Below are 25,079 nucleotides of genomic sequence, written 5' to 3' on the forward strand. Positions count from 1 at the left end.
GGTGCGGCGAATTGATTCACCCACCAGACTTGGCCTTGCCTGAGCACAAGCGATCATGATTCGTCATGTGGCACCGAATAATTGAGGTGCAGACATGGGACAGAGTTGGGTGGAAACGGAAACGGCCGGATGCGATCTGGGAGATGTCAGGCTGAACAGGCGGCTTGAGGCAATGCTCGAGGCCCTCGGGGAACGGCCGGGAAAATCGCTGCCGACGGCATTCCAGGACTGGTCGAATACCAAGGCCGCCTACCGCTTCTTTGCTAACGGCAATGTCAGCGAGGACAAGATCCTCGAGGGCCATTTCGCTGCCTCTGCCCTGCGCATCCGGGCAACCGATGGTCCCATCCTGATCCTGCAGGACACCACGGAATTCTCCTTCAAGCGTTCGGCTCCGGAGAAGGTGGGGTTCACGACGGTGTCGACTGGACGCAAACTGAAGGAAGGTCGCTATCAGAAACATGCGGTCTGCGGGCTTTTGATGCATGCCAGCATGGCCATCACGCCGGATGGGCTGCCGCTCGGCCTGACGGCGGCCAAGTTCTGGTCGCGCAGCAAGTTCAAGGGAACCGCCGCTCTTAAACGGAAGATCAATCCGACCCGGGTGCCGATCGAACAGAAGGAAAGCATGCGCTGGCTCGACAATCTGCGCCTGTCCACCGAACTGACAGGGGTGCCAGAGCGCTGCGTGCATATCGGTGATCGGGAAAGCGACATATACGAACTCTACTGCCTGTCCGAAGAACTCGGGACCGGGTTCCTCGTCCGCAGCTGCGTCGACCGTCTGGCGGAGGATGGCGGCACGACCATTGCCAAGGTGATGGCAGAGGTGCAGTCCAGCGGCACCCACGAGGTCCGGTTCCGCGATGCGCAGGGCAAGGATCATTGCGCCGTGCTCTCGGTCCGGCACGCTACAATGACGGTCCGCCCGCCGATCGGAAAGCAGCGGAAATACCGGCATCAGAATCTTCAGATCATCCATGCCGAGGAGCTTGACCCGCCGGAAGGCCGGGTGCCCGTCTTCTGGAAGCTGATCACGAACTTGCCGGTGGCGACCCACGCGGACGCAATCCACAAGCTCCAATGGTATGCGCTGCGCTGGAAGATCGAGACATTCTTCCGGACCCTGAAGACCGGGTGCCGGATCGAAGAGCTGCGCCTGGCCACGGCTGATCGACTGGCAAACTGTATCGCGTTGTGCTGCGTCGTGTCCTGGCGCGTGTCATGGATGACGATGCTCGGCCGAGAGGTGCCGAAAGCATCGCCTGCTGCCGTCTTCACCGACGCCGAACGCCAACTGCTCGAGCGCACAGCGCCCGAGAGCAAGCAAAAGCTTCCGCGTGACCTCGATTTCTATGTCAGACTCGTCGCGCGGCTCGGCGGCTATCTCGATCGGACCTCCGATGCGCCACCAGGAACCACCGTCATATGGCGCGGCCTCTCCCGCCTCGCCGATCTTGTCGAAGGCGCTCGCATCGCCGAAACACCATCATCCGAGACATATGGGTAACTGCAAGGGCAACCGGGCCGTTACGTTGAACAGGCGCAACAAAGACAAGCGTGATCTTATCGGAGTTGGCAGAAGGGGGCTTTGCCCCCGTCGCTGCGCGACTCCCCCAAGGTATTTTCAAGGAGTGCGAGGATACAGGAGGTCGCGCCTCCCTCGCACTCCTGCCAAATACCTTCTTGGGGGACTCGAATCAGGCGCGGCGCAGGGGGGCCATGCCCAGAACCCGGGCGCGTTTGCGCGGATCGCTGTCGAACAGCGCCGCCAGTTGTTCTGTGATCGCCCCGGCCAGTTGTTCGGCATCGGTGATCGTGACCGCGCGTTCGTAATAGCGGGTCACGTCATGGCCGATGCCGATGGCCAGCAGCTCGACCGCCCGTCGGCGCTCGACCATGGCGATCACATCGCGCAGGTGCTTTTCGAGATAGTTTGCCGGGTTCACCGACAGCGTGGAATCATCAACCGGGGCGCCGTCCGAGATCACCATCAGGATCTTGCGGGCCTCGGAGCGTTTCACCAGCCGCTTATGCGCCCATTCCAGAGCCTCGCCGTCGATATTCTCTTTCAGCAGCCCTTCCTTCATCATCAGGCCCAGATTGGGCCGCACCCGCCGCCAGGGGGCGTCGGCGGATTTATAGATGATGTGGCGCAGGTCGTTCAGGCGTCCGGGCTGGGCGGGACGGCCTGCCTGCAACCATGCCTCTCGCGCCTGCCCGCCTTTCCAGGCGCGGGTGGTGAAGCCAAGGATCTCGACCTTCACCGAACAGCGTTCCAGCGTCCGGGCCAGAACGTCGGCGCAGATCGCGGCAATCGAGATCGGGCGACCGCGCATCGAGCCGGAATTGTCGATCAGCAGCGTCACCACCGTATCGCGGAACTCGGTGTCCTTCTCGATCTTGAAGGACAGCGGCGTCGTCGGGTTCGCCACCACGCGGGCAAGGCGGCCCGCATCCAGCACGCCCTCTTCCTTGTCGAATTCCCAGCTGCGGTTCTGCTGCGCCTGAAGGCGGCGTTGCAGCTTGTTGGCCAGACGGCTGACCGCGCCGCGCAAGGGGTCCAGCTGCTTGTCCAGATAGGCGCGCAGGCGTTCCAGCTCTGCCGGATCGGCCAGATCCTCGGCCCGGATCTCTTCGTCCCATTGCTGGCTGAAGACCTTGTAATCGGGCGAGGCCTCGCTGACCGGCGGCGGGGTGTCGGGCGGCGTTTCCGATTCCGGCATCTCGGCCTCGTCGGTCAGCATCTCGTCGGACTGGTCGTCCATGCTGACCTGCGCCTGACGTTCGTCCTGCTGCTGTTCCTGCGATTGTTCGGGCGAGGCTTCGGCATCCTCGTTTTCATCCTGATCGCGGGCCTGATTGTCGCCGGCCTCTTCATCCTGCTCGGCGTTTTCCTCGCCCTCGTCCTCATCGGGTTCGTCAGGGTCCTCGCCCAGTTGGTCGCCATAGCCCAGATCGCTGATCACCCGCCGCGCCAGACGTGCGAAGGCCGCCTGATCGGCCAGCACGCTGTTCACATCGGCCAGCGTCTCGCCCGCCTGCTGTTCGATGAAGGGGCGCCACAGATCGGCGACATGCTGCGCCCCGCGCGGCAGCTCCCGCCCCGTCGCCGCCTGCCGCAACACATAGCCCGCCGCGACCGCCAGCGGCGCATCCGCCGCCGCCTTGATCTGGGTATAGCCCTTCTTGTCGGCATCCGCGCCGATGCGGGCGTCGATATTGGACAGTGCGCCGGGCATCTCGCGCGCGCCCAGGGCCTCGCAGCGGGCGGTCTCCATCGCCTCATAGAGTTCCCGCGCCATCGGGCCCGAGGGGGCGAATCGCGAATGGGTGGCCGCGTCGTGATGGCGCATCCGCATGGCCAGCGCATCGGCGGTACCACGCGCCAGCAGCACCTCTTCCCGCGTCATCCGGCGGCTGACCTGAGGCAGGCGCATCGTGTCGCCCGTCACCCCCGAGGGGTCGGCGCTGAAGGTCACGTTCAGATCGCCCTCGTCAGCCAGGGCGCGGGTGGCCTCGGTCAGGGCCTTCTTGAACGGATCGGCGGGATTGTCAGTGCGTTTCATGTTTGACGCCGCATTGCCAAGTCAACAGTCCTCAGAATCTCATCCGGGTCGGCGAGATAGCCGTCTGCAGTTCGTCGCATTACGACACTGCCATAACCAAGATCAAATGCATTCGCGACGCCTCGTTCTCGCATGGTAAACCGATCCGCGGGAGTAAGGCTGATGATACTGGATCCTGCCAACATAGCAAAGTAAGCGTGATTTACATGACTGCCATCCACAGTCACAAGGACCGGTGCGGCGGCGAGCCGTTGGTAGCGATCCTCGAAATCGGTATGCAGGTCAATAATATCGAATCCCTGTGCAGCCAAACGCTTGCACAGAACATCCTCATGAGCAAGCAGACGCGCAGCACCAGTTGTTCCGCGCTTGAGATATGCCGGACGGCGCGGAACTTCATCTTGTATCTGAATGGTGTTCCGTAGCCGCTTTCTCAGCGCTGCATAACGTTGACGTTTTGATTTTCCTTGAGAGTAATCTGAATAGACGGTTAGCGTAGTAACGCGCATTGCTTCGGGTGGTGATGTCTTGATCTGAAAACGCCGCGCATAGGAAATGGTATCCGGCCAGTCGGGTCGACAATCCAAAATGACCTCGTCAGGATTTTCGGCCAAGAGCGCGGTCGAGCAGGCGTCAGTCAGCCAGTGTCCAAAATAAATATGACTGACTAATGACATGCAATATGTTTTCGTGGGCTCCATGACCACTTTGGCGTAATTGAAACGGTCACGCACCTCCCGGGTTTTTGCGATAAAACCACCATGATATTCAACGCCCCCTTTATGTACCAGACAATCAGAGAGAACGTATCTAACGACGGGCGCATGAGTGAAAACCGACACGGTTGCCGCATCGAGTTCCTGTTGTGCTGTGCTATGCCCCGGGACTCCGTTTGTGACTCTGTCAAGCATTCCAGGCAGGATTGCGATAGGAGGGGCGATCTCAACTGTTTCGGGCTCAATAATCTCTACAGCGTCTGCCACTTCGCTAATAGCTTTGCTCATACGCAATTTTGAACGCGCGATGTTCAGCAACGGGTTAGGACGTAGCATTTTTCCCCTCCTGATGGCGATTTAGGCAGGCTTGCCTCTAGCCCGCCTTCGCCACCGCGCTTTCCGGCAATTCCTCGTCGAACAGGCGCTGGTAGAACTCGGCCACGGTCTGGCGTTCCAACTCGTCGCATTTGTTCAGGAAGGTCAGCCGGAACGCATAGCCCACATTGTCGAAGATCCGGGCGTTCTGCGCCCAGCTGATGACGGTGCGCGGCGACATGACCGTGGACAGGTCGCCCTGCATGAAGGCGGTCCGCGTCAGGTCGGCCAGCGTCACCATCTGGCTGATCGTCTTGCGGCCCTTTTCGGTGTTCCAGGTCGGGTTCTTGGCCAGCACGATATTGGTTTCGGCGTCATGCGACAGATAGTTCAGCGTCGCGACCAGCGACCAGCGGTCCATCTGGCCCTGGTTGATCTGTTGAGTGCCGTGATAGAGGCCGGTGGTGTCGCCCAGACCCACGGTATTCGCGGTCGCGAACAGGCGGAAGCAGGGGTTCGGGGTGATCACCTCGTTCTGGTCCAGCAGGGTCAGCTTGCCGTCAGCCTCCAGCACGCGCTGGATCACGAACATCACATCCGCCCGGCCCGCGTCATATTCGTCGAACACGATGGCGGTGGGGTTGCGCAGCGCCCAGGGCAGGATGCCTTCGTGAAAGACCGTGACCTGCTTGCCATCGACCAGCTTGATCGCGTCCTTGCCGATCAGGTCGATCCGGCTGACATGACTGTCAAGGTTCACCCGCACGCAGGGCCAGTTCAGCCGCGCCGCCACCTGCTCGATATGCGTGGATTTGCCGGTGCCGTGATAGCCCTGGATCATCACCCGGCGGTTATAGGCGAAACCGGCCAGAATCGCCATCGTCGTGTCGGGATCGAATTTGTAGGTGGTGTCGATCTCGGGCACGCGCTCGGTCCGTTCGGCAAAGCCCCGGACCTTCATGTCGCTGTCCAGACCGAACACTTCGCGCAGGTCGATTTCTTCCGTAGGTTTCGCGTTCTGATCCAGCATGTTTTCAGGGCCCTTTCATCGCAACGTCGTCTTGATCGCGCATAAGAGCGCCGCGTGCAAGCGCCCGCGAAGGCCGTCGCGTTGACGGCCCCGGCACCGACCCCTAGGATCGCGCCGAAACCAAGACCGCAAGACGAGGCTTCCGTGCAGGACAGACGACAGACCGAAACCGGCAATCTTCTGTCACGGGTGGCCGGCGGCGACCGAGCGGCGTTCGATCAGCTGTATCAAAGGACATCCGCGCAGCTGCATGCGCTGGGAGTTTCGATCCTGAAGGATCGCCCCGCCGCCGAGGATGCGCTGGAACAGGTGTTCCTGCGGATCTGGTCCGAGGCGGGCCAGCAGCCAGACAGCGGTCTTTCGCCGATGGCCTGGCTGGTGGTGCTGACCCGCGACATGGCGGTGGCGCGGATGGAGGCCGAGGGGCTGCCGGGGGCGGTCACGCGATCCTCGGCCATCGAGGCGATCTGGCTGGAGGGCGCGACGCTGCCCGCCCTTGCCCGCCGCGACGGCTTCGTCGCCGACGGGATGCGCGCCCGGATCAGGGCGGAACTGGCGCAGATGGCCGGAACGCAGGCCGCGCCGACCGCCGATCTGGCACCGGACAAGGCCCCCCAACCCGAGCAGGCAGAGGGCCGCGACGAATGACCCAGAACAGCGCACCGACCACGCCGACAGCCCCTGCCGAGGGCGCGGCCGAATCCGACCGCAGCCTGCTGGCCGCCGAACTGGCATTGGGGATCCTGCCCGATGCAGAGGCCGAGACCGCCCGCGCCCGGCTGAGCGATCCCGCCTTTGCCGCCGATCACCTGCAATGGCAGGAACGCTTTGCCGCCATGACGCTGCGGCAGACCCCGGTGATGGCCCCGGCCCGCGCCCGCCAGCGTATCCGCGAAGGGCTGGGTCACGCGCAGGCGCCGCTGAGCATCGATCCGACCGAACAGCCCTCGCCCTGGCTGCGTCGGCTGCTGTGGCTGGCATTGCTGGGTGGGATCGCGCTGCTGATCTGGTGGGTGATGAATGGGCAGGGCTGAGCCCGCCCACAGCCCCTCTCGCCCGCATCTGTCGGGCCGCGTCAGCATGCTGACGCCTGATCCCGAACATACCCCGACCCCGCGACGGACAACCCGCCCGGTCGCGTACTTTATGACGAGGATGGCATGAGCGGTCTGATCGCACTTCTTGATGACGTGGCGGGCATCGCCAAGATCGCGGCGGCTTCGGTCGATGATGTCGCGGGACAGGCGGCCAAGGCGGGGGCAAAGGCGGCGGGCGCGGTGATCGACGATGCCGCCGTGACGCCGAAATATGTCCACGGCTTCGATGCCAGCCGGGAATTGCCGATCGTGTGGAAGATCGCGCGCGGCTCGGTGTTCAACAAGCTGGTGATCCTGCTGCCCATCGCGCTGCTGCTGTCGGCCTTCGCGCCCTGGGCGATTTCGCCGCTGCTGATGCTGGGCGGGGCCTATCTGTGTTTCGAAGGCGCCGAAAAGGTCGCCCATGCCCTCGGCCACCACTCGGACACCCATGACAGCGACAGGCATATCCGCCCCGAAGGCGGCGGTGCGGCGCTGGAAGAGACGCGGGTCGCGGGCGCGATCAAGACCGATTTCATCCTCTCGGCCGAGATCATGACCATCGCCCTGTCCACGATCCCCGCCGATGACTCGCTGTGGATGAAGGGCGTCATTCTGGCGCTGGTCGGCATCGCGATCACCGTCGCGGTCTATGGATTCGTCGCGCTGGTGGTCAAGGCGGATGATGCCGGTCTGCATCTGGCCACGCAACGCAGCGGGCTGCTGGCGGCGATGGGGCGCGGCATCGTTCGCTTCATGCCGGGCTTCATGTCGGTGCTGACCGTGGTCGGCACGGCGGCGATGATCTGGGTCGGCGGGCAGATCATCATCCACGGGCTGCACGAGTTGGGCTGGCATGCGCCCTATGACTGGATCCGCCAGATGGCCGAGGCCGCCGCCATCGCGCTGCCGCAGATGCCGGGCGTGGCCAATTGGGTCACCACCGCCTTTTTCGACGGGATATTCGGGCTGCTGCTGGGGTTGGTGCTGATCCCGCTGGTGAAACACGTCATCAACCCGGTGCTGGGCGCCACCATCCTGCCGCTGATCTCGGCCCTTCGCGGCGACAAGAAACGCGCCGATTGACCTCGACGACATCGAGAAATCCGGCGCATTCCACAGAAAGGAAAGGTCTTTTTTTCGCCTGCCGATGACGTGGCGGCAGGCGGGCGGAAAGATTGACCAAGCAGTCAATCGCTGTCACATTACCTTCACAATACTGTTGCGTCATCGTCACCCCTCACCGCTAGGCCCGTCGACGATACTCAACTCCAATGGGAGGAATTCATGTCTCGACTTCTCACCGCCTCTGTGGCGGCTCTGATCGCATCGCTGTCAGCGGCGCAGGCCAAGACCGATATCCAGTGGTGGCATGCCATGGGCGGCGAACTGGGCGGCAAGCTGGAAGAGATCGCCCGCAATTTCAACGAAAGTCAGGACGACTATAATATCGTGCCCTCCTACAAGGGCACCTATCCCGAGACGATGACCGCCGCCATCGCCGCCTTCCGCGCGCAGCAGCAGCCCGCCATCGTGCAGGTCTTCGAGGTCGGCACCGGCACCATGATGGCGGCCGAAGGCGCCATCGTGCCGGTCTATCAGCTGATGTCCGATCATGGCGAAACGTTCGACCCGCAGGCCTATCTGCCCGCCGTCGTCGGCTATTACAGCGACACCGACGGCAATATGCTGTCGCTGCCCTTCAACAGCTCGACCCCGATCCTGTATTACAACAAGGACGTGTTCGAGAAGGCCGGGCTGGACCCGGAAAGCCCGCCCGAAACCTGGGCCGAGCTTGAGGAGTATTCGGCCCGGATCAAGGATTCGGGCGCGGCCACATGCGGCTTCACCTCGCGCTGGATCAGTTGGATCCAGACCGAGAATTTCAGCGCATGGCACAACCAGCCCATCGGCACGCTGGAAAACGGCCTTGGCGGACCCGAGGCGCGGCTGAGCCTGAACGGCCCCGAGCAGGTCAGGCATTGGGGCAACCTGAAGCGTTGGGCGGATGAGGGGCTGTTCAAATATGGCGGTCCGGTGGCCGGCGACGGCGCGGCCCCGCTGTTCTATTCGCAGGAATGCGCGATCTATATGGAAAGCTCGGGCGGGCGTGCGGGCATCGTCGCCAATGCCACCGGTTTCGAGGTCGGCTTCGGCATGCTGCCCTATTACGACGATGTGGAGGGCGCGCCGCAGAACTCGATCATCGGGGGCGCCACGCTGTGGGTGCTGTCGGGCCGTTCGGACGAGGAATATGCCGGCGTCGCCAGGTTCTTCGAATATCTGTCCAGCCCCGAGGTTCAGGCCGAATGGCACCAGTTCACCGGCTATCTGCCGATCACGCAGGCGGCCTATGATCTGGGCAAGGAACAGGGTTTCTATGACGAAAATCCCGGCACCGAGGTCAGCATCCAGCAGATCACGCTGAACGAGCCGACCGAGAACTCCAAGGGGCTGCGTTTCGGCAATTACGTCCAGATTCGCGGCATTATCGACGAGGAGTTCGAGCAGCTTCTGTCGGGTTCCAAGGATGCGCAGGGCGCGCTGGACAGTCTGGTGCGGCGCGGCGATGCCCTGCTGGAAGAGTTCGAGGGCCAGAGCCAGTAAACCCACCATCGGGGCCGCGACCACGCGCGGCCCCGCCCCCTTCTGCCGACCGGAGCCGCGATGAAGCGCACGATTTTCAGCAACCAGTTGCTGCCCTGGCTTTTGCTGGCGCCGCAACTGACCATCACCTTCGTGTTCTTTCTGTGGCCCGCCGGTCAGGCGATCCGGCAAAGTTTCCTGCGGCAGGACGCCTTTGGCATCAATACCAGCTTCGTCGGGTTGCGGAATTTCCGGGCGCTGCTGAACAGTGCCGAATATCTGAATTCGTTGCAGGTGACCGCCGTTTTCGCGGTCTCGGTCACGGTGCTGTCGATGGGGCTGTCGCTGCTGCTGGCGGTGGCAGTGGACCGGATGATCCGCTCGACCAGCGTCTATACGACGCTGCTGGTCTGGCCCTATGCGGTGGCGCCCGCGGTCGCCGGTATCCTGTGGTGGTTCATCTTCAACCCGACCATCGGCGTCATGCCCTATGTGCTGAACATGGTCGGCTATAACTGGAACCACATGACTTCGAAATCCGACGCGATGACCCTTGTGGTGATCGCCAGCGCGTGGAAGCAGATCAGCTATAACTTCCTGTTCTTCGTGGCCGGGCTGCAATCCATCCCCGCATCGCTGCGAGAGGCCGCCGCCATCGACGGGGCCGGGCCGGTGCGGCGCTTCTTCGACATCACCTTTCCGCTGCTGTCGCCGACGACCTTCTTCCTGCTGGTCGTCAACATCGTCTATGCCATGTTCGACACCTTCGCCGTGATCGACGCCACAACCGAAGGCGGCCCGGCACAGGCCACGAACATCATGGTTTACAAGGTTTATTTCGATGGCTTCATCGGCCAGAACATGGGCTCTTCGGCGGCCCAGTCGGTGGTGCTGATGGTGATCGTGATCGCGCTGACCGTGCTTCAGTTCCGTTACGTTGAAAAGAAGGTGGCTTACTGATGGTCGAGAACCGCCCCTTTCTGAACCTTCTGGCGCATCTGACGCTGATGCTGGGCGTTGCCATCGTCGCCCTGCCCGTCTGGGTGGCCTTCGTTGCCTCGACCCACAGCGCGACCGATTTCATGTCCGGCACCGTGCCGATGTGGCCCGGCCCGCATCTGGTCACGAATTACAGCCGGATGCTGGAATCCGGGGTCTCGACCAGCGGCACGCCGCCGGTCGGCACGATGATGCTGAATTCGCTGATCATGGCGCTGTCCATCGCCATCGGCAAGATCGTGATCTCGGTCACCTCGGCCTTCGCCATCGTCTATTTCCGCTTTCCGTTCCGCAATCTGGCCTTCTGGTGCATCTTCATCACCCTGATGCTGCCGGTCGAGGTCCGCATCGTGCCGACATTCCAGGTGGTGGCCGATCTGGGGATGCTGAACTCTTACGCGGGGCTGTCCATTCCGCTGATCGCATCGGCCACGGCGACCTTTCTGTTCCGGCAGGTGTTCCTGACCATCCCCGATGAGCTGACCGAGGCCGCCCGCATCGACGGCGCCGGCCCGCTGAAATTCTTCCGCGACATCCTGCTGCCTTTGTCGCGCACCAATATCGCGGCGCTGTTCGTGATCCTGTTCATCTATGGCTGGAACCAGTATCTGTGGCCGCTGCTGATCACGACCAGCGCGGATTATTATACCATTGTCGCGGGCATCAAGCGGATGGCCGACGCGGTGGACGGCGTGCCCCAATGGCATCTGGTCATGGCGACCGCGATGCTGGCGATGATCCCGCCGGTGGCGGTGGTGATCGGAATGCAACGGCTGTTCGTCAAGGGCCTTGTCGAGACGGAGAAATAAGAAATGGCATCCATTACCCTCGACAATGTGGGCAAGGTCTATGCCGGCGGCACCCGTGCCATCGGCGACGTGAATCTGGACATCGCGGATGGCGAGTTCATCGTGCTGGTCGGCCCCTCGGGCTGCGGCAAATCCACCCTGCTGCGCATGGTCGCGGGGCTGGAAACCATCACCGACGGGCAGGTCCGCATCGGCGATCGCGTGGTCAACGAGATCGAGCCCGCCGATCGCGACATCGCCATGGTGTTCCAGAACTATGCGCTTTATCCGCATATGACGGTGCGTCAGAATCTGGCCTATGGGCTGAAGAACCGCCGCACGCCCCGGGCCGAGATCGACCGCCGCGTGTCCGAGGCCGCCGATATCCTTCAGATCGGCCCCTATCTGGATCGCAAGCCCCGCGCCCTGTCGGGCGGGCAGCGTCAGCGGGTGGCGATGGGCCGCGCCATCGTGCGCGAACCCGCCGCCTTCCTGTTCGACGAGCCGCTGTCGAACCTTGACGCCAAGCTGCGCGTCGCCATGCGGCTGGAAATCAAGCAGTTGCAGCGGCGCCTGCGCACGACCTCGATCTATGTGACGCATGACCAGCTGGAGGCGATGACGCTGGCCGACCGGCTGGTGGTTCTAAGCGCCGGGCGTGTCGAGCAGATCGGCACTCCGCTGGATGTCTATCGCCGCCCGGCCACGGCCTTTGTCGCGGGCTTTATCGGCAGCCCGGCGATGAACCTGCTGCCGGCCCGCGCGGTCGGGCAACTGCCCGGCACCGCCCATGCCGATCTGGTCGGCATCCGCCCCGAGGATATGGTCATCAGCGATGATGGTCAGGTCGAGATGCAGGTGCAGGCGGTCGAGGAACTGGGCGCGCAGCGGCTGGTCCACGGCGTGACCGGCGGCGAGACCATGACGGTGACGATGCCATCCGATTCGGCGCTGTCGGACAACCTGCGCCTGACCGTGCGGCGCGAAGACATGCATCTGTTCGACAAGGACGGCATCAGGATCAACTGAACCCCGGGGCCGTCCTGTGACGCAACGTTACGGGCAGGGAAAGACGGCGGTGGTCTGGCGCAGACGCGGATGCGCCATCGCCTGTCCTTCCCGCAGCCCCAGCCGTCTGGCCTCTCCGCCGCCGATTTCCAGCACCATCAGCCGCGCGGGTTGCGGGTCGCCCTCGACCGCGCCGGGCAGCGGCGTCTCGTCCAGCGGTCTGGCGTTGTGATGGATATGGCGGATGACGCCGCGCGCATCGAAAAAGACGATATCCAGCGGAATCAATGTATTGCGCATCCAGAAAGCCATCGTGCCGGGCTGAGGATAGATGAACAGCATCCCCGTCCCCCGCTCCAGCGAGCGGCGGAACATCAGCCCGCGTGCGCGGGTTTCCTCGGTATCCGCAATCTCGACCGTAAAGGACTGCACGCCGCTGCCCTGCCGCAGCAGGACAAGATCATCTGCGCAGGCCAGATCCCGTGCCTGCGCCGCGCCGCCATTCAGCAGCACGGCCAGGGCAAGGAACGCGCAGAATTGCCGAACCCTTGTCAGCCACATCCCTTATTCAGCCACATGCGCCATATAGAGGACCTTTTCGCCGGTTTTCTCCTGCCTCAGACCGCCGGCGACGGCCCTTCGGGGTGAGCAGTCGTTGGCACTGTCCCAGCTGCAGATCTGGGCGGCCATCAGGCCACGAGGTCCTTCGATCACCCGCAGGCAGACGGCCTCGCCAATGGCAAGATCGCCGAAACCGGAATGGCGCAGCACCTCGATATGCACGAACACATCTTCGTCATTACCGAAGATATTGGCGAAACCGAAACCCTTGGCCTTGTCGAACCACTTCACCCGAGCCGGGCAAAGCGGAAGATCGTCCAGATTCTCGATCACATCTTCGCCAAGATCGGCGATGGGTGGTGCCCCGTCCATGTCTGGTGGTTCGATATCCACCACTTCGGTTGCCTGCAGCCCCCGACCGGTCTGTTGAACCCATGCACTGATTCTGGATTGATCCGCGACCGAACTGCGACCGAAGTTGCGCAGAACATTCGCATGCAAAAGGATGTCAGACTGACCATCGCCATTGACAATAAACCCGTAACCCTTTGACGGGTCATACCATTTCACAAGCCCTGTTATCAGATACGGCTTGTCGTCTTCCTTCGTCATCATTCCACCGTTCAGCGCGTCACGTCATTCTTGGCCGGAAAACCGGATCTCAGGTGAAATACACCGTTCATTCGCCTGTAACGACCAGAATAACGCATGCGGTTGTGGTGCCGCCGCGCTTGTTTTGTTGCCTCAAGCGGCGATGTTGATCCTCCTTTTCGGGATCGTCAACCTTAAGGTGAAAGTCTTTGGACCTTCCAGCGATTGTCCGCCTGCATATCCCAGCGGAACCGGTCATGCAGCCGGAACGCGCCATCGGCCCAGAATTCGATCTGCGACGGAAAGATGCAAAACCCGCCCCAAAAGGGCGGGCGCGGCGGGTTGGTACCGTGAATCAGCCCCTGCCGTGCCGCTTCGGCCACCAGCGACGTGCGGCCGTCCAGCGGCCGCGACTGGGCCGAGGCCCAGGCCCCCAGACGGCTTTGCAAAGCGCGGCTGGCGAAATAGGCGTCGGCGCGGTCGTCATCCTCGCGCGTGACGGTGCCGCGCACGCGAATCTGCCGGCGCAGGGATTTCCAGTGCATCACGAAAGCCGCCTTGCCGGTCGCCTCGATCTGCTGGCCCTTGGCGCTTTCGTAATTGGTATAAAAGACGAAATGATCCGACGCGATGTCCTTGAGCAGCACCATGCGGACATCGGGCAGCCCCTCGGGATCGACGGTGGCCAGTGCGATGGCGTCGGGGTCGTTGGGCTCGGTCCCGCGCGCCTCGGCCAGCCATGTCCGGGCGATGTGGAAGGGATCGTCGCCTGCGAAAATTCCGGTGCGGTCGGCCATGTTCCCCCCGATGTTCCCCTTGCGCTTGATGCCGCCAGACCTTTGGCCTAATGACGTCGCAATGAGTTGAAACCGCGAGGAGCGGCGCATGTCAAGCGAGCATATAACCGGATTGATGGCCGGAAAACGCGGGCTCATCATGGGTCTGGCCAATGATAAATCCATCGCATGGGGTATCGCAAAGGCCCTTTCCGCGGCAGGCGCCGAGCTTGCCTTTTCCTATCTGGGCGACGCGCTGAAACGCCGGGTCGATCCGCTGGCCGCCCAGCTTGGCTCGGATCTGGTGCTGCCCTGCGATGTCGGCGACGAGGCCTCGGTCGATGCGCTGTTCGACACATTGCAGCAGAAATGGGGCCGTCTGGATTTCATCGTCCACGCCATAGGCTTTTCCGACAAGGACCAGTTGCGCGGCCGCTATGCCGATACGACCCGCGACAACTTCCTGATGACGATGGATATTTCGGTCTATTCCTTCACCGCCGTTGCCCGTCGCGCGGCGGCGATGATGACCGATGGCGGCTCGATCCTGACGCTGACCTATTACGGGGCCGAACGTGTCATGCCGCATTACAACGTCATGGGCGTGGCCAAGGCCGCGCTTGAGGCCAGCGTGCGCTATCTGGCCGAGGATTTCGGCAAGGACGGCATCCGCGTCAACGCGATCAGCGCCGGGCCGATCAAGACGCTGGCGGCCAGCGGGATCGGCGATTTCCGCTATATCATGAAGTGGAACGAGCTGAATTCGCCCCTGCGCCGCAACGTCACGCAGGACGATGTCGGCAATTCGGCGCTGTATCTGCTGTCGGATCTGGGCGCGGGCGTCACCGGAGAGGTCCATCACGTCGATGCGGGCTATCACGTCGTGGGCATGAAGGCGGTCGATGCGCCCGATATCGCGACGGTGAAGAAAGACTGACACCGACACCGATCCGGGGGGCGCCATGCTGTCGATCACTGCGGATCAACTGGCGCTGTTCATCGGCACCCTGTCGGTGGCGATCGTCTCGCCCGGTCCGGCGGTGATCGCGGTCAGTCAAAGCGCCTTCGCGCTGGGGCGCAGGCGGGTCCTGCCCTATGCTTGGGGGTTGGCCGCGGGGGCGTCGATATGGTGCATCTTCGCGCTGCTGGGGCTGACGGTGATGTTCCGCATCATGCCCTGGACCTATGATCTGATGCGGATTCTGGGCGGAGGCTATCTGGTCTGGATCGCATGGAAGATGTGGCAACACGCCCCCGACCCCCTGCCCGATCCGGCGCAATCGCGGCTGGGCATGTCCTTCTGGGGCGGCGTCGTGCTGAACCTGTCCAATCCGAAACCGGCGCTGTTTTACTCGGCGGTGCTGCTGTCGATCTTTCCCGCGCTGCTGTCGGGGGCCGACAAGCTGGCGATCTATGCCACCGCGCTGTCGGTAGAGATGGCATTTTATACCGCGCTGGCGTCGCTGATGGCTTTGCCTTGGCTGCGACGGCGTTATTATGAGTCGAAATTCGGGATCGACCGGGCGGCGGCGGCGCTGATCGGGCTGCTGGGCCTGTCGCTGATCCTGCGGCTGTGATCGAAAGACCGAAACGAAGGAAAGGATAGCGATGGACCGCCTGCCCCACGAGAAAGGTTTTCACGTCAGCTGGGATCAGCTGCACCGCGATGCGCGCGCTCTGGCGTGGCGGCTGGACGGCACCCCGTGGCGCGCGGTGGTGGCGATCACGCGCGGCGGGCTGGTTCCGGCGATGATTGTCGCGCGGGAACTGGATATCCGCACCATCGACACGATCAGCGTCAAATCCTATCACAAGCAGGCGCAGGGCGGGCTGGAAGTTTTGAAAAGCCCCGATCCCGAACTGATGCGCGATGGCGACGGCATCCTTGTCGTCGATGATCTGGTCGATTCGGGCCGCACGCTGGAACTGGTCCGCGAGCTCTATCCAAAGGCGCATCTGGCCACCGTCTATGCCAAGCCCAAGGGCAACCCGATGGTGCAGACCTTCGTGACCGAGGTCAGCCAGGACACCTGGATCTTCTTTCCCTGGGACATGGCGCTGCAATATGTTCAGCCCTTCCGGGGCGAGGATTAAGCGCGTTTTCGGGGTTTCCCCCACAAGCAGGATCACGGGTTTGTGATCCGTCAGCAATGGCCGGGAGGAAACCACAAGGGGTCCCCGGCCATTGACCCTCCAACGAGCAGGACGTTTTGCACCGCTCGATCAAAATGGAGGAAAGCTATGCGTAAGCTTCTGTTGACGACGACAATCGCCCTTCCCCTTACCTTTGGCGCGGCATTTGCGCAGGAGACGCCCGCCCCTGCCGACGATCCGGCTGCCGAAAGCGAACCGTTGGGCACCGATACCATGACCGAACCCTCGGCGGACCCGGCGGCCGATCCGATGGCCGAACCGGCGGATGATCCTGCGGCCGACCCGCTGGCGGAACCGGCTGACGATCCTGCCGCGGATATGGGCACCGATCCTGCCGCCGATCCGCTGGCTGATCCGGCTGCCGACCCGCTGGCCGATCCCGACGCCGATCCGGCCGCGCAGGATGCCGATACCGCCGCGATGGAGGCCGAGATGGCCGCCAGCGACAAGATCGCCCGCGAGCAGGCCGCCAATGAGCTGCGTCTGGAATGGATCACCGACGCCACGGTGACCGCGCCTGACGGGACCTCGATCGGCTCGATCAACGATCTGATCGTCGATGGTGAAAGCGGCAGCATGATCGCCGCCATCGTGGGTGTCGGCGGGTTCCTGGGGATCGGCGCGAAACAGATCGCGGTGCCGTTCGACCAACTGACCATCAACTTTGATGCGCAAGAGGTCACCAGCGACCTGACCAAGGAAGAGGCCGACGCGGCGCCCGAATATGTCTTCCGCGACCGCGACCCCGGCCCCGAGCCGGTGGGTGATGCCGGTGGTATGGGCGGCGACGACGGCATGGCCGACCCTGCGGCACCTGCGGTGAATTGATATCACACAGATATCACGGCCAGCCGATGATCAATCGCTTTGGCTGACACAGGAAAGCGGCCCCTTCGGGGGCCGTTTTTCATGTGGTGGACATTCGAAGATGGGCAGATCAGTTGCCGCGGGTAAAGCGGGCCGCGCCTTCCGCCGCGCGACGCAGAGCGCGGCTTTTATTGACGGTTTCCTCGAACTCGGCCTCGGGGTCGCTGTCATAGACCACGCCGCCGCCCGCCTGAATATAAAGCCCACCGTCCTTGATGACCCCGGTGCGCAGTGCAATGCACATGTCCATCTCGCCATTGGCGGCGAAATAGCCCACCGCCCCGGCATAGACGCCGCGCTTTTCGGGCTCCAGTTCGTCGATGATCTGCATGGCGCGGACCTTGGGCGCGCCCGAGACCGTGCCTGCGGGCAGCCCCGCCAGCAGCGCCGACAGCGCATCCTCGCCCTCGCGCAATTCACCCACCACGTTCGAGACGATATGCATCACATGGCTGTAACGCTCGATGGTGAATTGCTCGGTCGGGCGGACGGTGCCGACACGGGCGACGCGGCCCACATCGTTGCGGCCCAGATCCAGCAGCATCAGATGCTCGGCCAGTTCCTTCTGGTCGCCCAGCAGATCGGCCTCCAGCGCGCGATCCTCGGCCTCGTCGGCCCCGCGTGGGCGGGTGCCTGCGATGGGGCGGATCGTCACCTCTCCGTCGCGCAGCCGCACAAGGATTTCAGGGGATGCACCGACGATCTGGAAACCGCCCATGTTCAGAAAGAACATGAAGGGCGAGGGGTTGGTGCGCCGCAGGCTGCGATAAAGCGCGAAGGGCGGCAACGGGAAATCCATCCGCCAACGCTGCGAGGGCACGACCTGAAAAATGTCGCCCGCGCGGATATAGTCGCGCGCCTTCTCGACCGCCGCCAGATAATCCGCCCTGGCGAAGTTCGAGACCGGCTCTCCGATCTGCGCCTCCTGCCCCAGCGCGCGGGGTTCCGACGGCTGACGATCCAGCGAGCGCAGCGCATCCATCACCCGTTCGGCGGCCTGCGCATAGGCCGCGCGGGCATTGTCGCTGCCGTCGTGCCAAGCGGGGGCGCACAGCGTCACCTCGCCCTTGACCCCGTCCAGCACGGCGACGACCGAGGGCCGCATCAACATCGCATCGGGCAGGTCCAGCGGGTCGGGATTCACGTCCGGCAGATGCTCGACCAGCCGGATCATGTCATAGCCCAGATAGCCGAACAGCCCCGCCGCAACCGGCGGCACGCCGTCAGGCAGGGTATCGATGCGACTTTCAGCGATCAGCGCGCGCAGGCTGTCCAGCGCCGGGCGCTCGTCCGGGATGAACTCGTCGGAAAACCGCGCCTGACGGTTGATCCGGGCGCGGCCATCGCGGCAGTCCCAGATCAGGTCCGGCTTCATGCCGACGATGGAATAACGGCCCCGCACCTCTCCGCCGGTCACCGATTCCAGCATGAAGCTTTGCGGCGCGGCCTCGGCCAGTTTCAGCATCAGGCTGACCGGCGTATCCAGATCGGCGGCCAGCCGGATCGTCACCAGCTGGTTCAGACCGGCCTTCCAGCCCTTCTCGAACCCGGCGAAATCAGGGGTAAGATCCATTACTGAACCTGCGTATTCACGGCGTTGATCGCATTCTGGTTCAACTGCACGCCCGCACGGGTCTGGACCGCGCGATTGTAATAGTCGAACAGATCCGCCTGCAAGGTTTCGTCCAGCCGGGCGCTGACCGCGTCGCGCACCTGCTGGCCGGTATCCTGATCCAGATCGGCATCATGGACCGCATCCAGACGCACAAGGAAAACCCGGCCCGGCGCATCCGCCACCTCTATCTCGCCCGGTGCGGCGATGGTGAAGGCGCTGGCCAGAACCTCGGCGGGCAGATCCTCGATCCAGCCATCGCGGGTCAGGCCGGTCTCGGCGGTCCAGTCGTCCTGCGGGGCGTCCACGGGCACGACCGGGGCCACCGGCTGTTGCCCGACGGTCGTCTGCGCGGCGGAAACCCCTTCGGCCAAAGCGGCGGGGTCCAGCGCGGCGGCGGCCTGCACCCGTTCCTCGTCAGCCATCGCCAGCAGCAGGCGCTGCGTTTCCGAGCGGCGCCAGTCGGCCAACACCTCTTCGCGCACCTCGGCAAAGGGCTTCAGCGTCGGCGGCACGATTTCATCCAGACGCAGCGCAAAGATGCCGCCATCATCCAGCCGCGCCATATGCGGGAAGTCGTCCTGCCCCACGGTCTCGGCCTGTTCGCGGAAGGCTTCATAGCCGGCGATGCTGCCCTCGGCCGGATCCTGATCAGCGATCCATTCCAGTTGACCCAGTTCCAGCGGCGTGTCGGCGGCGATTTCCTCCAGCGTCATGCCGGCGGCCAGCATTTCCTCGAATTCATCGGCGCGGGCCTCGATGCTGCGTTCGGCGCGATCCATCGCGGCCTCTTGCCGCAGCGAGTCACGTGCCTCGTCAAAGGGGATATCCACCGGGTCGAGGATCGCGTTCATCTGATACAGCGCCGGGCCCAGATTGGTCTCGATCGGGCCGACCACGCCGGGCTGGTCCAGCTCAAAGACGGCATCGCCGGCCGCGCCCAGCTGTTCGCGGGTCATCTCGCCCAGATAGGCATCATCGACCTGAAGCCCGCGTTGCAGCACCAGCGCCTCGAAGGGGATCTCGCCCGCCTCGATATCGGCCTTGCCCTTCTCGGCAGCCTCTTGCGAGGGCATGATCAGGCGGCTGACCATGCGCCGCTCGGGCTGCTGATATTCGGCGATATTGCGGTCATAGGTCTCGCGCAGGGCGGTCTCGTCCAGTTCGACCTCGGGGGCCATCATCTCGGGCGTCACCCAGACATAGGTCAACTTGCGGATTTCAGGCGCGGTAAAGCGGTCCGCATTCGCCTGATGCCATGCCTCCAGCGCGCCTTCGTCGGGGTCGGTGATCGGTTCGGGCAGGTCGTCGGCGCGCAGTTCGCGCCATGACAGATCGCGCGTCTCCAGCAGCCATTTCGCGGTCTGATCCACCATCGCCCCCGGCGCGACCACGCCGCCCGTCACGGCGCGTTGCAGCATCAGCCGGGCCTCGTCCACGCGCACCTCAGCCTCGAACTGCGCTTCGGTCAGGCCCTGACGGCGCAGCACCTCGGAATAGGCGGTGCGGTCGAAGCGACCACTGGGAGAGCGGAAGGCAGGCGCATCGGCGATGGAGCTGACCACCCGGTCATCACCGACCGAGATGCCGATGACGCGGGCCTGTTCCTCCAGCGCGGCGGCGGTGACAAGCTGGGCAAGGATCGCATTCGGCAGACCCATCGCCTGCGCCTGTGCCATGCTGACATGCTGTCCGGCCTGCTGCGACATGGCCTGCAACTGCTGACGCAAGCCGCGGGCGTAATCATCCGCCGTCAGCTTGGTTTCACCCACCCGCCCGATCTCGGTCGAGCCGCCGGAAAAGCTGGTCACGCCGAAGCCGCCCAGCCCCAGCACCAACAGGCCCATCACCACCCAGACGATGGCGGATTTCCCCTTGCGACGCAGCTTGCTCATGGCGCGGCCTTTCCTGTGGTCGTGTCGCCAGCGTCTTTAGGATGCCAGCGGCCCCGCCACAAGGGTTTCAGGCCCCAAGCGATGCAAGTCGCCGCGCCAGTTCCACGATGCCGCCGCGATCCACATTGGCAAAGGCCAGCCGCAGATGCCGCGCCCCGGCCGGATCGTCACTGGCCATGAACATCGTCCCCGGCAGCGCCAGAACGCTGATTTCACGCAGCATTCGCCGCGCCAGATCGGGCGAGCCGATATCGAACGGATGTTCCACCCATGCGAAATAGGCCCCCGCGCTTTTCAGCCGCCATCCGGGCAGGTCGCTCAGGGCCTCGGTGGTGGCGGCGCGGCGGGACAGGATTTCCGCCCTTTCGCCCGCCAGCCAGTCACGCAGATGTGTCAGCCCCCACAGCGCCCCGATCTGCCCCAGTTGCGAGGTCGAGATGGCGACGGCATCCAGAAACTTCTCGATCTGGACCATGCGGTTGACGGATGCGATCAGCGCGCCGACACGATGCCCGGTCAGCCGATAGGCCTTCGAGAAGGAATAGAGCTGCACCACCGTTCGACCCCAGTCGGGCAGCGTCAGCAGATCATGGGGCGGGCCGCTGCGGCTGTCGAAGTCGCGATAGGTCTCATCCAGAATCAGTGCCAGCCCGTGACGCGCGGCCAGATCGTAAAAGCCGCGGACCAGATCGGCGGGATATTCCGCGCCCGAGGGGTTGTTCGGCGTGACCAGCACGATGGCCCGCGTGGCCGGGCCGATCAGCCGCGCGGCATGGCCCGGATCGGGCAGCATGTCGGCTCCGCAGGGCAGCGGCACCGCCCGGATGTCCTGCATGTCCAGCCACATTTTATGATTGAAATACCACGGTGTTGGCAGGATAATCTCATCCCCGGCGCCGGCCAGCGTGGCGATGGTGGCGCAGAAGGCCTGATTGCATCCCTGCGTGATCGCCACCTGTTCCGGCGCGACCTGCCCGCCATAGGCGCTGCCGAATTCAGCCGACAGTGCCGCGCGCAGATCGGGATTGCCCAGCACCGGCCCATAGAGATGCGCCTCGGGCCGGTCCAGCGACGCCTGCGCGATGGCCGCACGCAAGGGTTCGGGCGGCGGCTCGACCGGCGCGGCCTGACTGACATTCAGCAAGGGCCGGTCGGGTGGAAAGGTCATCCCCTGCAACCAGCGCCGCGCCTCCATCACCGGGGGCGCGAAGGTGGCGGCGATGGCGGGATTGATGGGCGCCATCGGTCAGTCGCGCCGCAGTCGCTGAAGGTCGGTCAGATCGGGCGGCAGCGACAGATCCAGCGCCGGGGCGGGCATGGCGGGCGACGGCGTCACCACTTGTCCGGTGTCCGCAGCGGCGGGTCGATCGGGTTCGGGCATTTCCGTTTCGGCCTCAGGCCCGGCCTCCTCGTCATCGGCCTCGTCCTCGGGCATCTGCGGCGCAGCGATGACCGGTTCGGGCATGTCAGGCGCGGGCGTGGCAGGCGCGGGCCTTGCGGGTTCCTCTGGCTGCGCGGGCGGGGCGTCGCCGCCCTCGGCCCCCGCAGGCAGGCTGTCGGGATCGCTGGCCCCGGCAAATCCCGGCAGAGAGGGCAGTTCAGGCAGACCCAGCGCCTCGGGGCGGGTGACATCGGCGCCCTCGACCGCCTCCGGCCCCTCGCTGGCGGCGCGGATGCTGCCGGTGTCAGAGGTCTCGGGACGGGCGTCGTCAGTGGTGACGGCGACCGGGGCGGGTTCCGCCGCCGGGGCGCTGACGGCGGGGGCATCGGCCTGCCCCATACGGTCGGGCAGCCGGGACAGCGGCGCGGGCAGTTGCGGTGGAATATCGCCGCCACGCGCAAATTCCGACCCCACCGGCAGATCGACGCTTGGCGCCTCGGGCCGATCAGACCCGGGCCGGTCAGTGGCGGCGGGCGGGGCGGGATCGGCGGCGGATTCCGGCTGGCTTGCCGCGCTGGTCGGGACGGGTGTGGGATCGGTGGGGGCAGGATCGGCAGGCGGACCCGCATCCACCGCCGCCGCCGCGTCCGGGGATTCGGGTTCGGTTACGGGCGGCGCCGAGACCGGCACCAGAATCGCCAAAACGGCCAGAGCGGCGGCGCTCAGCACGCCTCCATGCAGCAAACCTGTCCAGAATCCGCGTGCCATACGTCTTGTCACCTCATGGCCGGGGCTTGACCCCCCGGCGCGCTTTGGCCCATCTATAACCGACCCGTTTGCGCGGGGAAACCGCCCTCCATATTCAAGGCGCCCCGATGATCCTTCTGATCGACAACTATGACAGCTTTACCTGGAACCTCGTGCATTATCTGGGCGAAGCCGGTGCCAGGGTCGAGGTGGAGCGCAACGACGCCATCACCGCAATCGAGGCCGTGGACAGGCGACCTGATGGAATCGTGATCTCGCCCGGGCCATGCGATCCGTCGCGGGCGGGGATCTGTCTGGACCTGATCGCCGCTGCGGGCGAAAGGCGCATTCCGCTGTTCGGGGTCTGTCTGGGGCACCAGTCCATCGGTCAGGCCTTCGGCGGCAGGATCGTGCCGGCCACCCGCATCCTGCATGGCAAGGTCGATCAGATCAGCCATGACGGCAGCGGCGTCTTTGCCGGGCTGCCCTCGCCGCTGGACGCCACGCGCTATCACTCGCTGACGGTCGATCCGGGCAGCCTGCCCGATTGCCTGCGCGTCACCGCAACCTCGGACGATGGCACGATCATGGGGCTGGTCCATCGCGACCTGCCCATCGAGGGGGTGCAGTTCCACCCCGAATCCATCGCCTCGCAACACGGCCATGACATGATCCGAAACTTCCTGAGCCGCTGCCGCCCCGACGAGGCCGCCGCATGAGCGTCACCGATATCCGCCCGCTGATCGGGATCGCCGCCAACCGCCCCCTGACCGGGACCGAGGCCGACGCCGCCTTTGCCGCGCTGTTCGACGGCCGCGCCACCCCGGCCCAGATCGGCGGGCTGCTGATGGCGCTGCGCGTGCGCGGAGAGACCGTGGACGAGATCGCAGCCGCCACCCGCGCCATGCGCAAGCGGATGACCCGCGTCCATGCGCCCGAAGGGGCGATGGACATCGTCGGCACCGGCGGCGACGGCAAGGGCACGCTGAACATCTCGACCGCGACGGCCTTCGTGGTGGCGGGGGCGGGCGTGCCGGTGGCCAAGCATGGCAACCGCAACCTGTCGTCGAAATCGGGCGCGGCCGATGCGCTGACGCAGATGGGCATCAACGTCATGGGCGGCCCGGCCATTGCCGAACAGGCGATCCGGCATGCGGGCATCTGCTTCATGATGGCCACGATGCACCATCCGGCGATGCGTCATGTCGGTGCGCCGCGCGCGGAACTGGGCACGCGCACGATCTTCAACCTGCTGGGACCGATGACCAATCCGGCCTCGGTCCGCAGGCAACTGACCGGCACCTTCGACGTGCGCTGGGTCCGCCCGATGGCCGAGGTCCTGCACGAGCTGGGCTCGGACGCGGCGTGGCTGGTTCACGGCACCGACGGCACCGACGAGATCAGCATCGCGGGCGAGACCTATGTCGCGGCGCTAAGCGATGGCCGGATCGAGGAATTCACCATCGCGCCTGAGGATGCCGGCCTGAAGCGCCACCCGTTCGAGGCCATCATCGGCGGCGAACCGGCCCATAACGCGGCGGCCTTCCGGGCGCTGCTGCGCGGCGAAGAGGGGGCCTATCGCGATGCGGTCCTGCTGAATGCGGCGGCGGCGCTGCTGATTGCGGGCAAGGCCTCGGACCTGCGCGAGGGCGCGGCGCTGGCCGCCGAATCCATCGACAGCGGCGCAGCCAGCGCCAGGCTGGCGAAGCTGGCCGAAATCACCGGCCCGCCCGAGCCGTGACGCCCGCGCCCCCTGCCCTCTGGGCGCATCTGCCGTTCTTCGCCAGCCACTGGCCCGGCATCCGCGACCGGTTGGCGGGTTTGGGCGACTGGCTGCCCGGCCCCGCCCGCCTGTTCGCCGCGCTGGAGGCCAGCCCCCCCGAGGCCGTCCGCGTGGTGATTCTGGGTCAGGACCCCTATCCGACGCCGGGCCACGCCAACGGGCTGGCCTTTTCCGTGGCCCCCGACATCGCCCTGCCGCGCTCGCTGAGAAACATCTTTGCCGAGATGCGCGACGATATCGGCACCGCCCCCGAAAACGGTGACCTGTCGCATTGGGCGCGTCAGGGGGTGCTGTTGCTGAATACCGCGCTGTCGGTGCCCGCAGGCAATGCCAATGCCCATGCGAAATGGGGCTGGGACCGGCTGGCCCGGCAGGCCGTGGCCGAGGCGCAGAAACACGGGCCGCTGGCCTTCGTGCTGTGGGGCGGTCACGCGCAAAAGGCGCTGGCGGGCTTGCCGCGCGACGGTGATCTGGTGATCGCCAGCGCCCATCCCTCGCCGCTCTCCGCCCGGCGCGGCTTTTTCGGCAGCCGCCCGTTCAGCCGCGTGAATGACTGGCTGGTGGCGCAGGGTCGCACCCCCATCGACTGGACCCGGCCCCTTCCCCCGACCGGTCTATAAGGATA

General features: G+C 64.6%; 25 protein-coding genes. 15 read left to right on the forward strand and 10 right to left on the reverse strand.

The features are described from left to right. The first annotated feature begins 94 nt into the window (after positions 1 to 94). On the forward strand, positions 95 to 1,510 hold the full coding sequence (locus tag JHW40_RS15505) for an IS4 family transposase (RefSeq protein WP_272848964.1): 1,416 nt from the start codon (positions 95 to 97) through the stop codon (positions 1,508 to 1,510). 190 nt (positions 1,511 to 1,700) lie between these two features. Here the strand turns inward: JHW40_RS15505 and cobT are convergent, their stop codons facing one another. The 3 genes from cobT to cobS are packed head-to-tail and all read right to left on the reverse strand — an operon-like array spanning position 1,701 to position 5,630. Beyond that, a complete protein-coding gene (gene cobT / locus JHW40_RS15510) occupies positions 1,701 to 3,569 on the reverse strand; it encodes a cobaltochelatase subunit CobT (protein WP_090614488.1) in 1,869 nt (622 codons plus the stop codon). After that, positions 3,566 to 4,621, reverse strand: a complete 1,056-nt coding sequence (locus JHW40_RS15515) for a glycosyltransferase 61 family protein (protein WP_090614490.1) — start codon at positions 4,619 to 4,621, stop codon at positions 3,566 to 3,568. The genes cobT and JHW40_RS15515 overlap by 4 nt, the downstream gene beginning before the upstream one ends. Positions 4,622 to 4,658: 37 nt before the next feature. Next, a complete protein-coding gene (gene cobS, locus JHW40_RS15520; protein WP_090614494.1) occupies positions 4,659 to 5,630 on the reverse strand; it encodes a cobaltochelatase subunit CobS in 972 nt (323 codons plus the stop codon). Between the two features lie 144 nt (positions 5,631 to 5,774). On the opposite strand from cobS, the gene JHW40_RS15525 reads away from it, so the two are divergent. From JHW40_RS15525 to JHW40_RS15555, 7 genes are all read left to right on the forward strand, one after another. Next, positions 5,775 to 6,278, forward strand: a complete 504-nt coding sequence (locus JHW40_RS15525; protein WP_090614497.1) for a hypothetical protein — start codon at positions 5,775 to 5,777, stop codon at positions 6,276 to 6,278. Then, positions 6,275 to 6,664: a hypothetical protein gene (locus JHW40_RS15530; RefSeq protein WP_090614499.1), complete on the forward strand. Its 390-nt coding sequence runs from the start codon at positions 6,275 to 6,277 to the stop codon at positions 6,662 to 6,664. The genes JHW40_RS15525 and JHW40_RS15530 overlap by 4 nt, the downstream gene beginning before the upstream one ends. Before the next feature lie 126 nt (positions 6,665 to 6,790). Then, positions 6,791 to 7,792, forward strand: coding sequence for a DUF808 domain-containing protein (locus tag JHW40_RS15535; protein WP_090614500.1), 1,002 nt, complete (start codon positions 6,791 to 6,793; stop codon positions 7,790 to 7,792). Between the two features lie 201 nt (positions 7,793 to 7,993). Beyond that, positions 7,994 to 9,313, forward strand: a complete 1,320-nt coding sequence (gene ugpB, locus JHW40_RS15540) for a sn-glycerol-3-phosphate ABC transporter substrate-binding protein UgpB (RefSeq protein ID WP_090614502.1) — start codon at positions 7,994 to 7,996, stop codon at positions 9,311 to 9,313. A 60-nt stretch (positions 9,314 to 9,373) separates the two neighbouring features. Next, positions 9,374 to 10,252 carry a sn-glycerol-3-phosphate ABC transporter permease UgpA gene (gene ugpA, locus JHW40_RS15545; protein ID WP_090614507.1) on the forward strand — a complete coding sequence of 293 codons (879 nt, stop codon included), beginning with the start codon at positions 9,374 to 9,376 and terminating at the stop codon, positions 10,250 to 10,252. Next, positions 10,252 to 11,100, forward strand: coding sequence for a sn-glycerol-3-phosphate ABC transporter permease UgpE (ugpE, locus tag JHW40_RS15550; protein WP_090614509.1), 849 nt, complete (start codon positions 10,252 to 10,254; stop codon positions 11,098 to 11,100). Before ugpA ends, ugpE begins: the two co-directional genes overlap by 1 nt. 3 nt (positions 11,101 to 11,103) lie before the next feature. Next, a complete protein-coding gene (locus JHW40_RS15555) occupies positions 11,104 to 12,108 on the forward strand; it encodes a sn-glycerol-3-phosphate import ATP-binding protein UgpC (protein WP_090614512.1) in 1,005 nt (334 codons plus the stop codon). Positions 12,109 to 12,135: 27 nt separating this feature from the next. Here JHW40_RS15555 and JHW40_RS15560 read toward each other — a convergent pair whose 3' ends face one another. From JHW40_RS15560 to pdxH, 3 genes are all read right to left on the reverse strand, one after another. Next, a complete protein-coding gene (locus JHW40_RS15560; protein WP_090614514.1) occupies positions 12,136 to 12,648 on the reverse strand; it encodes a DUF192 domain-containing protein in 513 nt (170 codons plus the stop codon). A 3-nt stretch (positions 12,649 to 12,651) separates the two neighbouring features. Next, the gene (locus tag JHW40_RS15565) at positions 12,652 to 13,260 is read right to left on the reverse strand and encodes a cold-shock protein (protein WP_090614625.1); all 609 of its coding nucleotides are present in this window, start codon (positions 13,258 to 13,260) and stop codon (positions 12,652 to 12,654) included. Positions 13,261 to 13,433: 173 nt separating this feature from the next. Next, a complete protein-coding gene (pdxH, locus tag JHW40_RS15570; RefSeq protein WP_090614518.1) occupies positions 13,434 to 14,036 on the reverse strand; it encodes a pyridoxamine 5'-phosphate oxidase in 603 nt (200 codons plus the stop codon). Between the two features lie 88 nt (positions 14,037 to 14,124). On the opposite strand from pdxH, the gene fabI reads away from it, so the two are divergent. The 4 genes from fabI (at position 14,125) to JHW40_RS15590 (ending at position 16,997) form a co-directional block, all read left to right on the forward strand. After that, the gene (gene fabI / locus JHW40_RS15575; RefSeq protein WP_090614522.1) at positions 14,125 to 14,952 is read left to right on the forward strand and encodes an enoyl-ACP reductase FabI; all 828 of its coding nucleotides are present in this window, start codon (positions 14,125 to 14,127) and stop codon (positions 14,950 to 14,952) included. Positions 14,953 to 14,977: 25 nt separating this feature from the next. Continuing rightward, positions 14,978 to 15,592 carry a LysE family translocator gene (locus tag JHW40_RS15580; RefSeq protein ID WP_244519276.1) on the forward strand — a complete coding sequence of 205 codons (615 nt, stop codon included), beginning with the start codon at positions 14,978 to 14,980 and terminating at the stop codon, positions 15,590 to 15,592. A 31-nt stretch (positions 15,593 to 15,623) separates the two neighbouring features. Further along, positions 15,624 to 16,109: a xanthine phosphoribosyltransferase gene (gene gpt, locus JHW40_RS15585; RefSeq protein WP_090614526.1), complete on the forward strand. Its 486-nt coding sequence runs from the start codon at positions 15,624 to 15,626 to the stop codon at positions 16,107 to 16,109. Positions 16,110 to 16,256: 147 nt separating this feature from the next. Further along, positions 16,257 to 16,997 carry a PRC-barrel domain-containing protein gene (locus JHW40_RS15590; protein ID WP_211657360.1) on the forward strand — a complete coding sequence of 247 codons (741 nt, stop codon included), beginning with the start codon at positions 16,257 to 16,259 and terminating at the stop codon, positions 16,995 to 16,997. 109 nt (positions 16,998 to 17,106) lie between these two features. Here JHW40_RS15590 and trpE read toward each other — a convergent pair whose 3' ends face one another. The 4 genes from trpE to JHW40_RS15610 all read right to left on the reverse strand — a co-directional run bounded on the left by trpE (position 17,107) and on the right by JHW40_RS15610 (position 22,692). Further along, a complete protein-coding gene (gene trpE / locus JHW40_RS15595; protein ID WP_090614530.1) occupies positions 17,107 to 18,609 on the reverse strand; it encodes an anthranilate synthase component I in 1,503 nt (500 codons plus the stop codon). Beyond that, the gene (locus JHW40_RS15600; protein ID WP_244519277.1) at positions 18,609 to 20,543 is read right to left on the reverse strand and encodes a peptidylprolyl isomerase; all 1,935 of its coding nucleotides are present in this window, start codon (positions 20,541 to 20,543) and stop codon (positions 18,609 to 18,611) included. The genes trpE and JHW40_RS15600 overlap by 1 nt, the downstream gene beginning before the upstream one ends. Before the next feature lie 67 nt (positions 20,544 to 20,610). Beyond that, positions 20,611 to 21,786 carry an aminotransferase gene (locus JHW40_RS15605; protein ID WP_090614533.1) on the reverse strand — a complete coding sequence of 392 codons (1,176 nt, stop codon included), beginning with the start codon at positions 21,784 to 21,786 and terminating at the stop codon, positions 20,611 to 20,613. 3 nt (positions 21,787 to 21,789) lie between these two features. After that, positions 21,790 to 22,692: a hypothetical protein gene (locus tag JHW40_RS15610; protein WP_090614540.1), complete on the reverse strand. Its 903-nt coding sequence runs from the start codon at positions 22,690 to 22,692 to the stop codon at positions 21,790 to 21,792. 107 nt (positions 22,693 to 22,799) lie between these two features. Here JHW40_RS15610 and JHW40_RS15615 point away from each other — a divergent pair, with 107 nt between their 5' ends. From JHW40_RS15615 to JHW40_RS15625, 3 genes are read left to right on the forward strand one after another with little or no spacing between them, the layout of a single operon-like run. Beyond that, complete coding sequence (locus JHW40_RS15615) at positions 22,800 to 23,390, forward strand: anthranilate synthase component II (RefSeq protein ID WP_090614543.1); 591 nt, start codon at positions 22,800 to 22,802, stop codon at positions 23,388 to 23,390. After that, a complete protein-coding gene (gene trpD / locus JHW40_RS15620) occupies positions 23,387 to 24,412 on the forward strand; it encodes an anthranilate phosphoribosyltransferase (protein WP_090614546.1) in 1,026 nt (341 codons plus the stop codon). The genes JHW40_RS15615 and trpD overlap by 4 nt, the downstream gene beginning before the upstream one ends. Further along, complete coding sequence (locus JHW40_RS15625) at positions 24,409 to 25,074, forward strand: uracil-DNA glycosylase (RefSeq protein ID WP_090614549.1); 666 nt, start codon at positions 24,409 to 24,411, stop codon at positions 25,072 to 25,074. Before trpD ends, JHW40_RS15625 begins: the two co-directional genes overlap by 4 nt. Positions 25,075 to 25,079 lie beyond the last annotated feature (5 nt).

Origin of the sequence: Paracoccus alcaliphilus, from assembly GCF_028553725.1 — a bacterium.
Taxonomy (GTDB): domain Bacteria; phylum Pseudomonadota; class Alphaproteobacteria; order Rhodobacterales; family Rhodobacteraceae; genus Paracoccus; species Paracoccus alcaliphilus.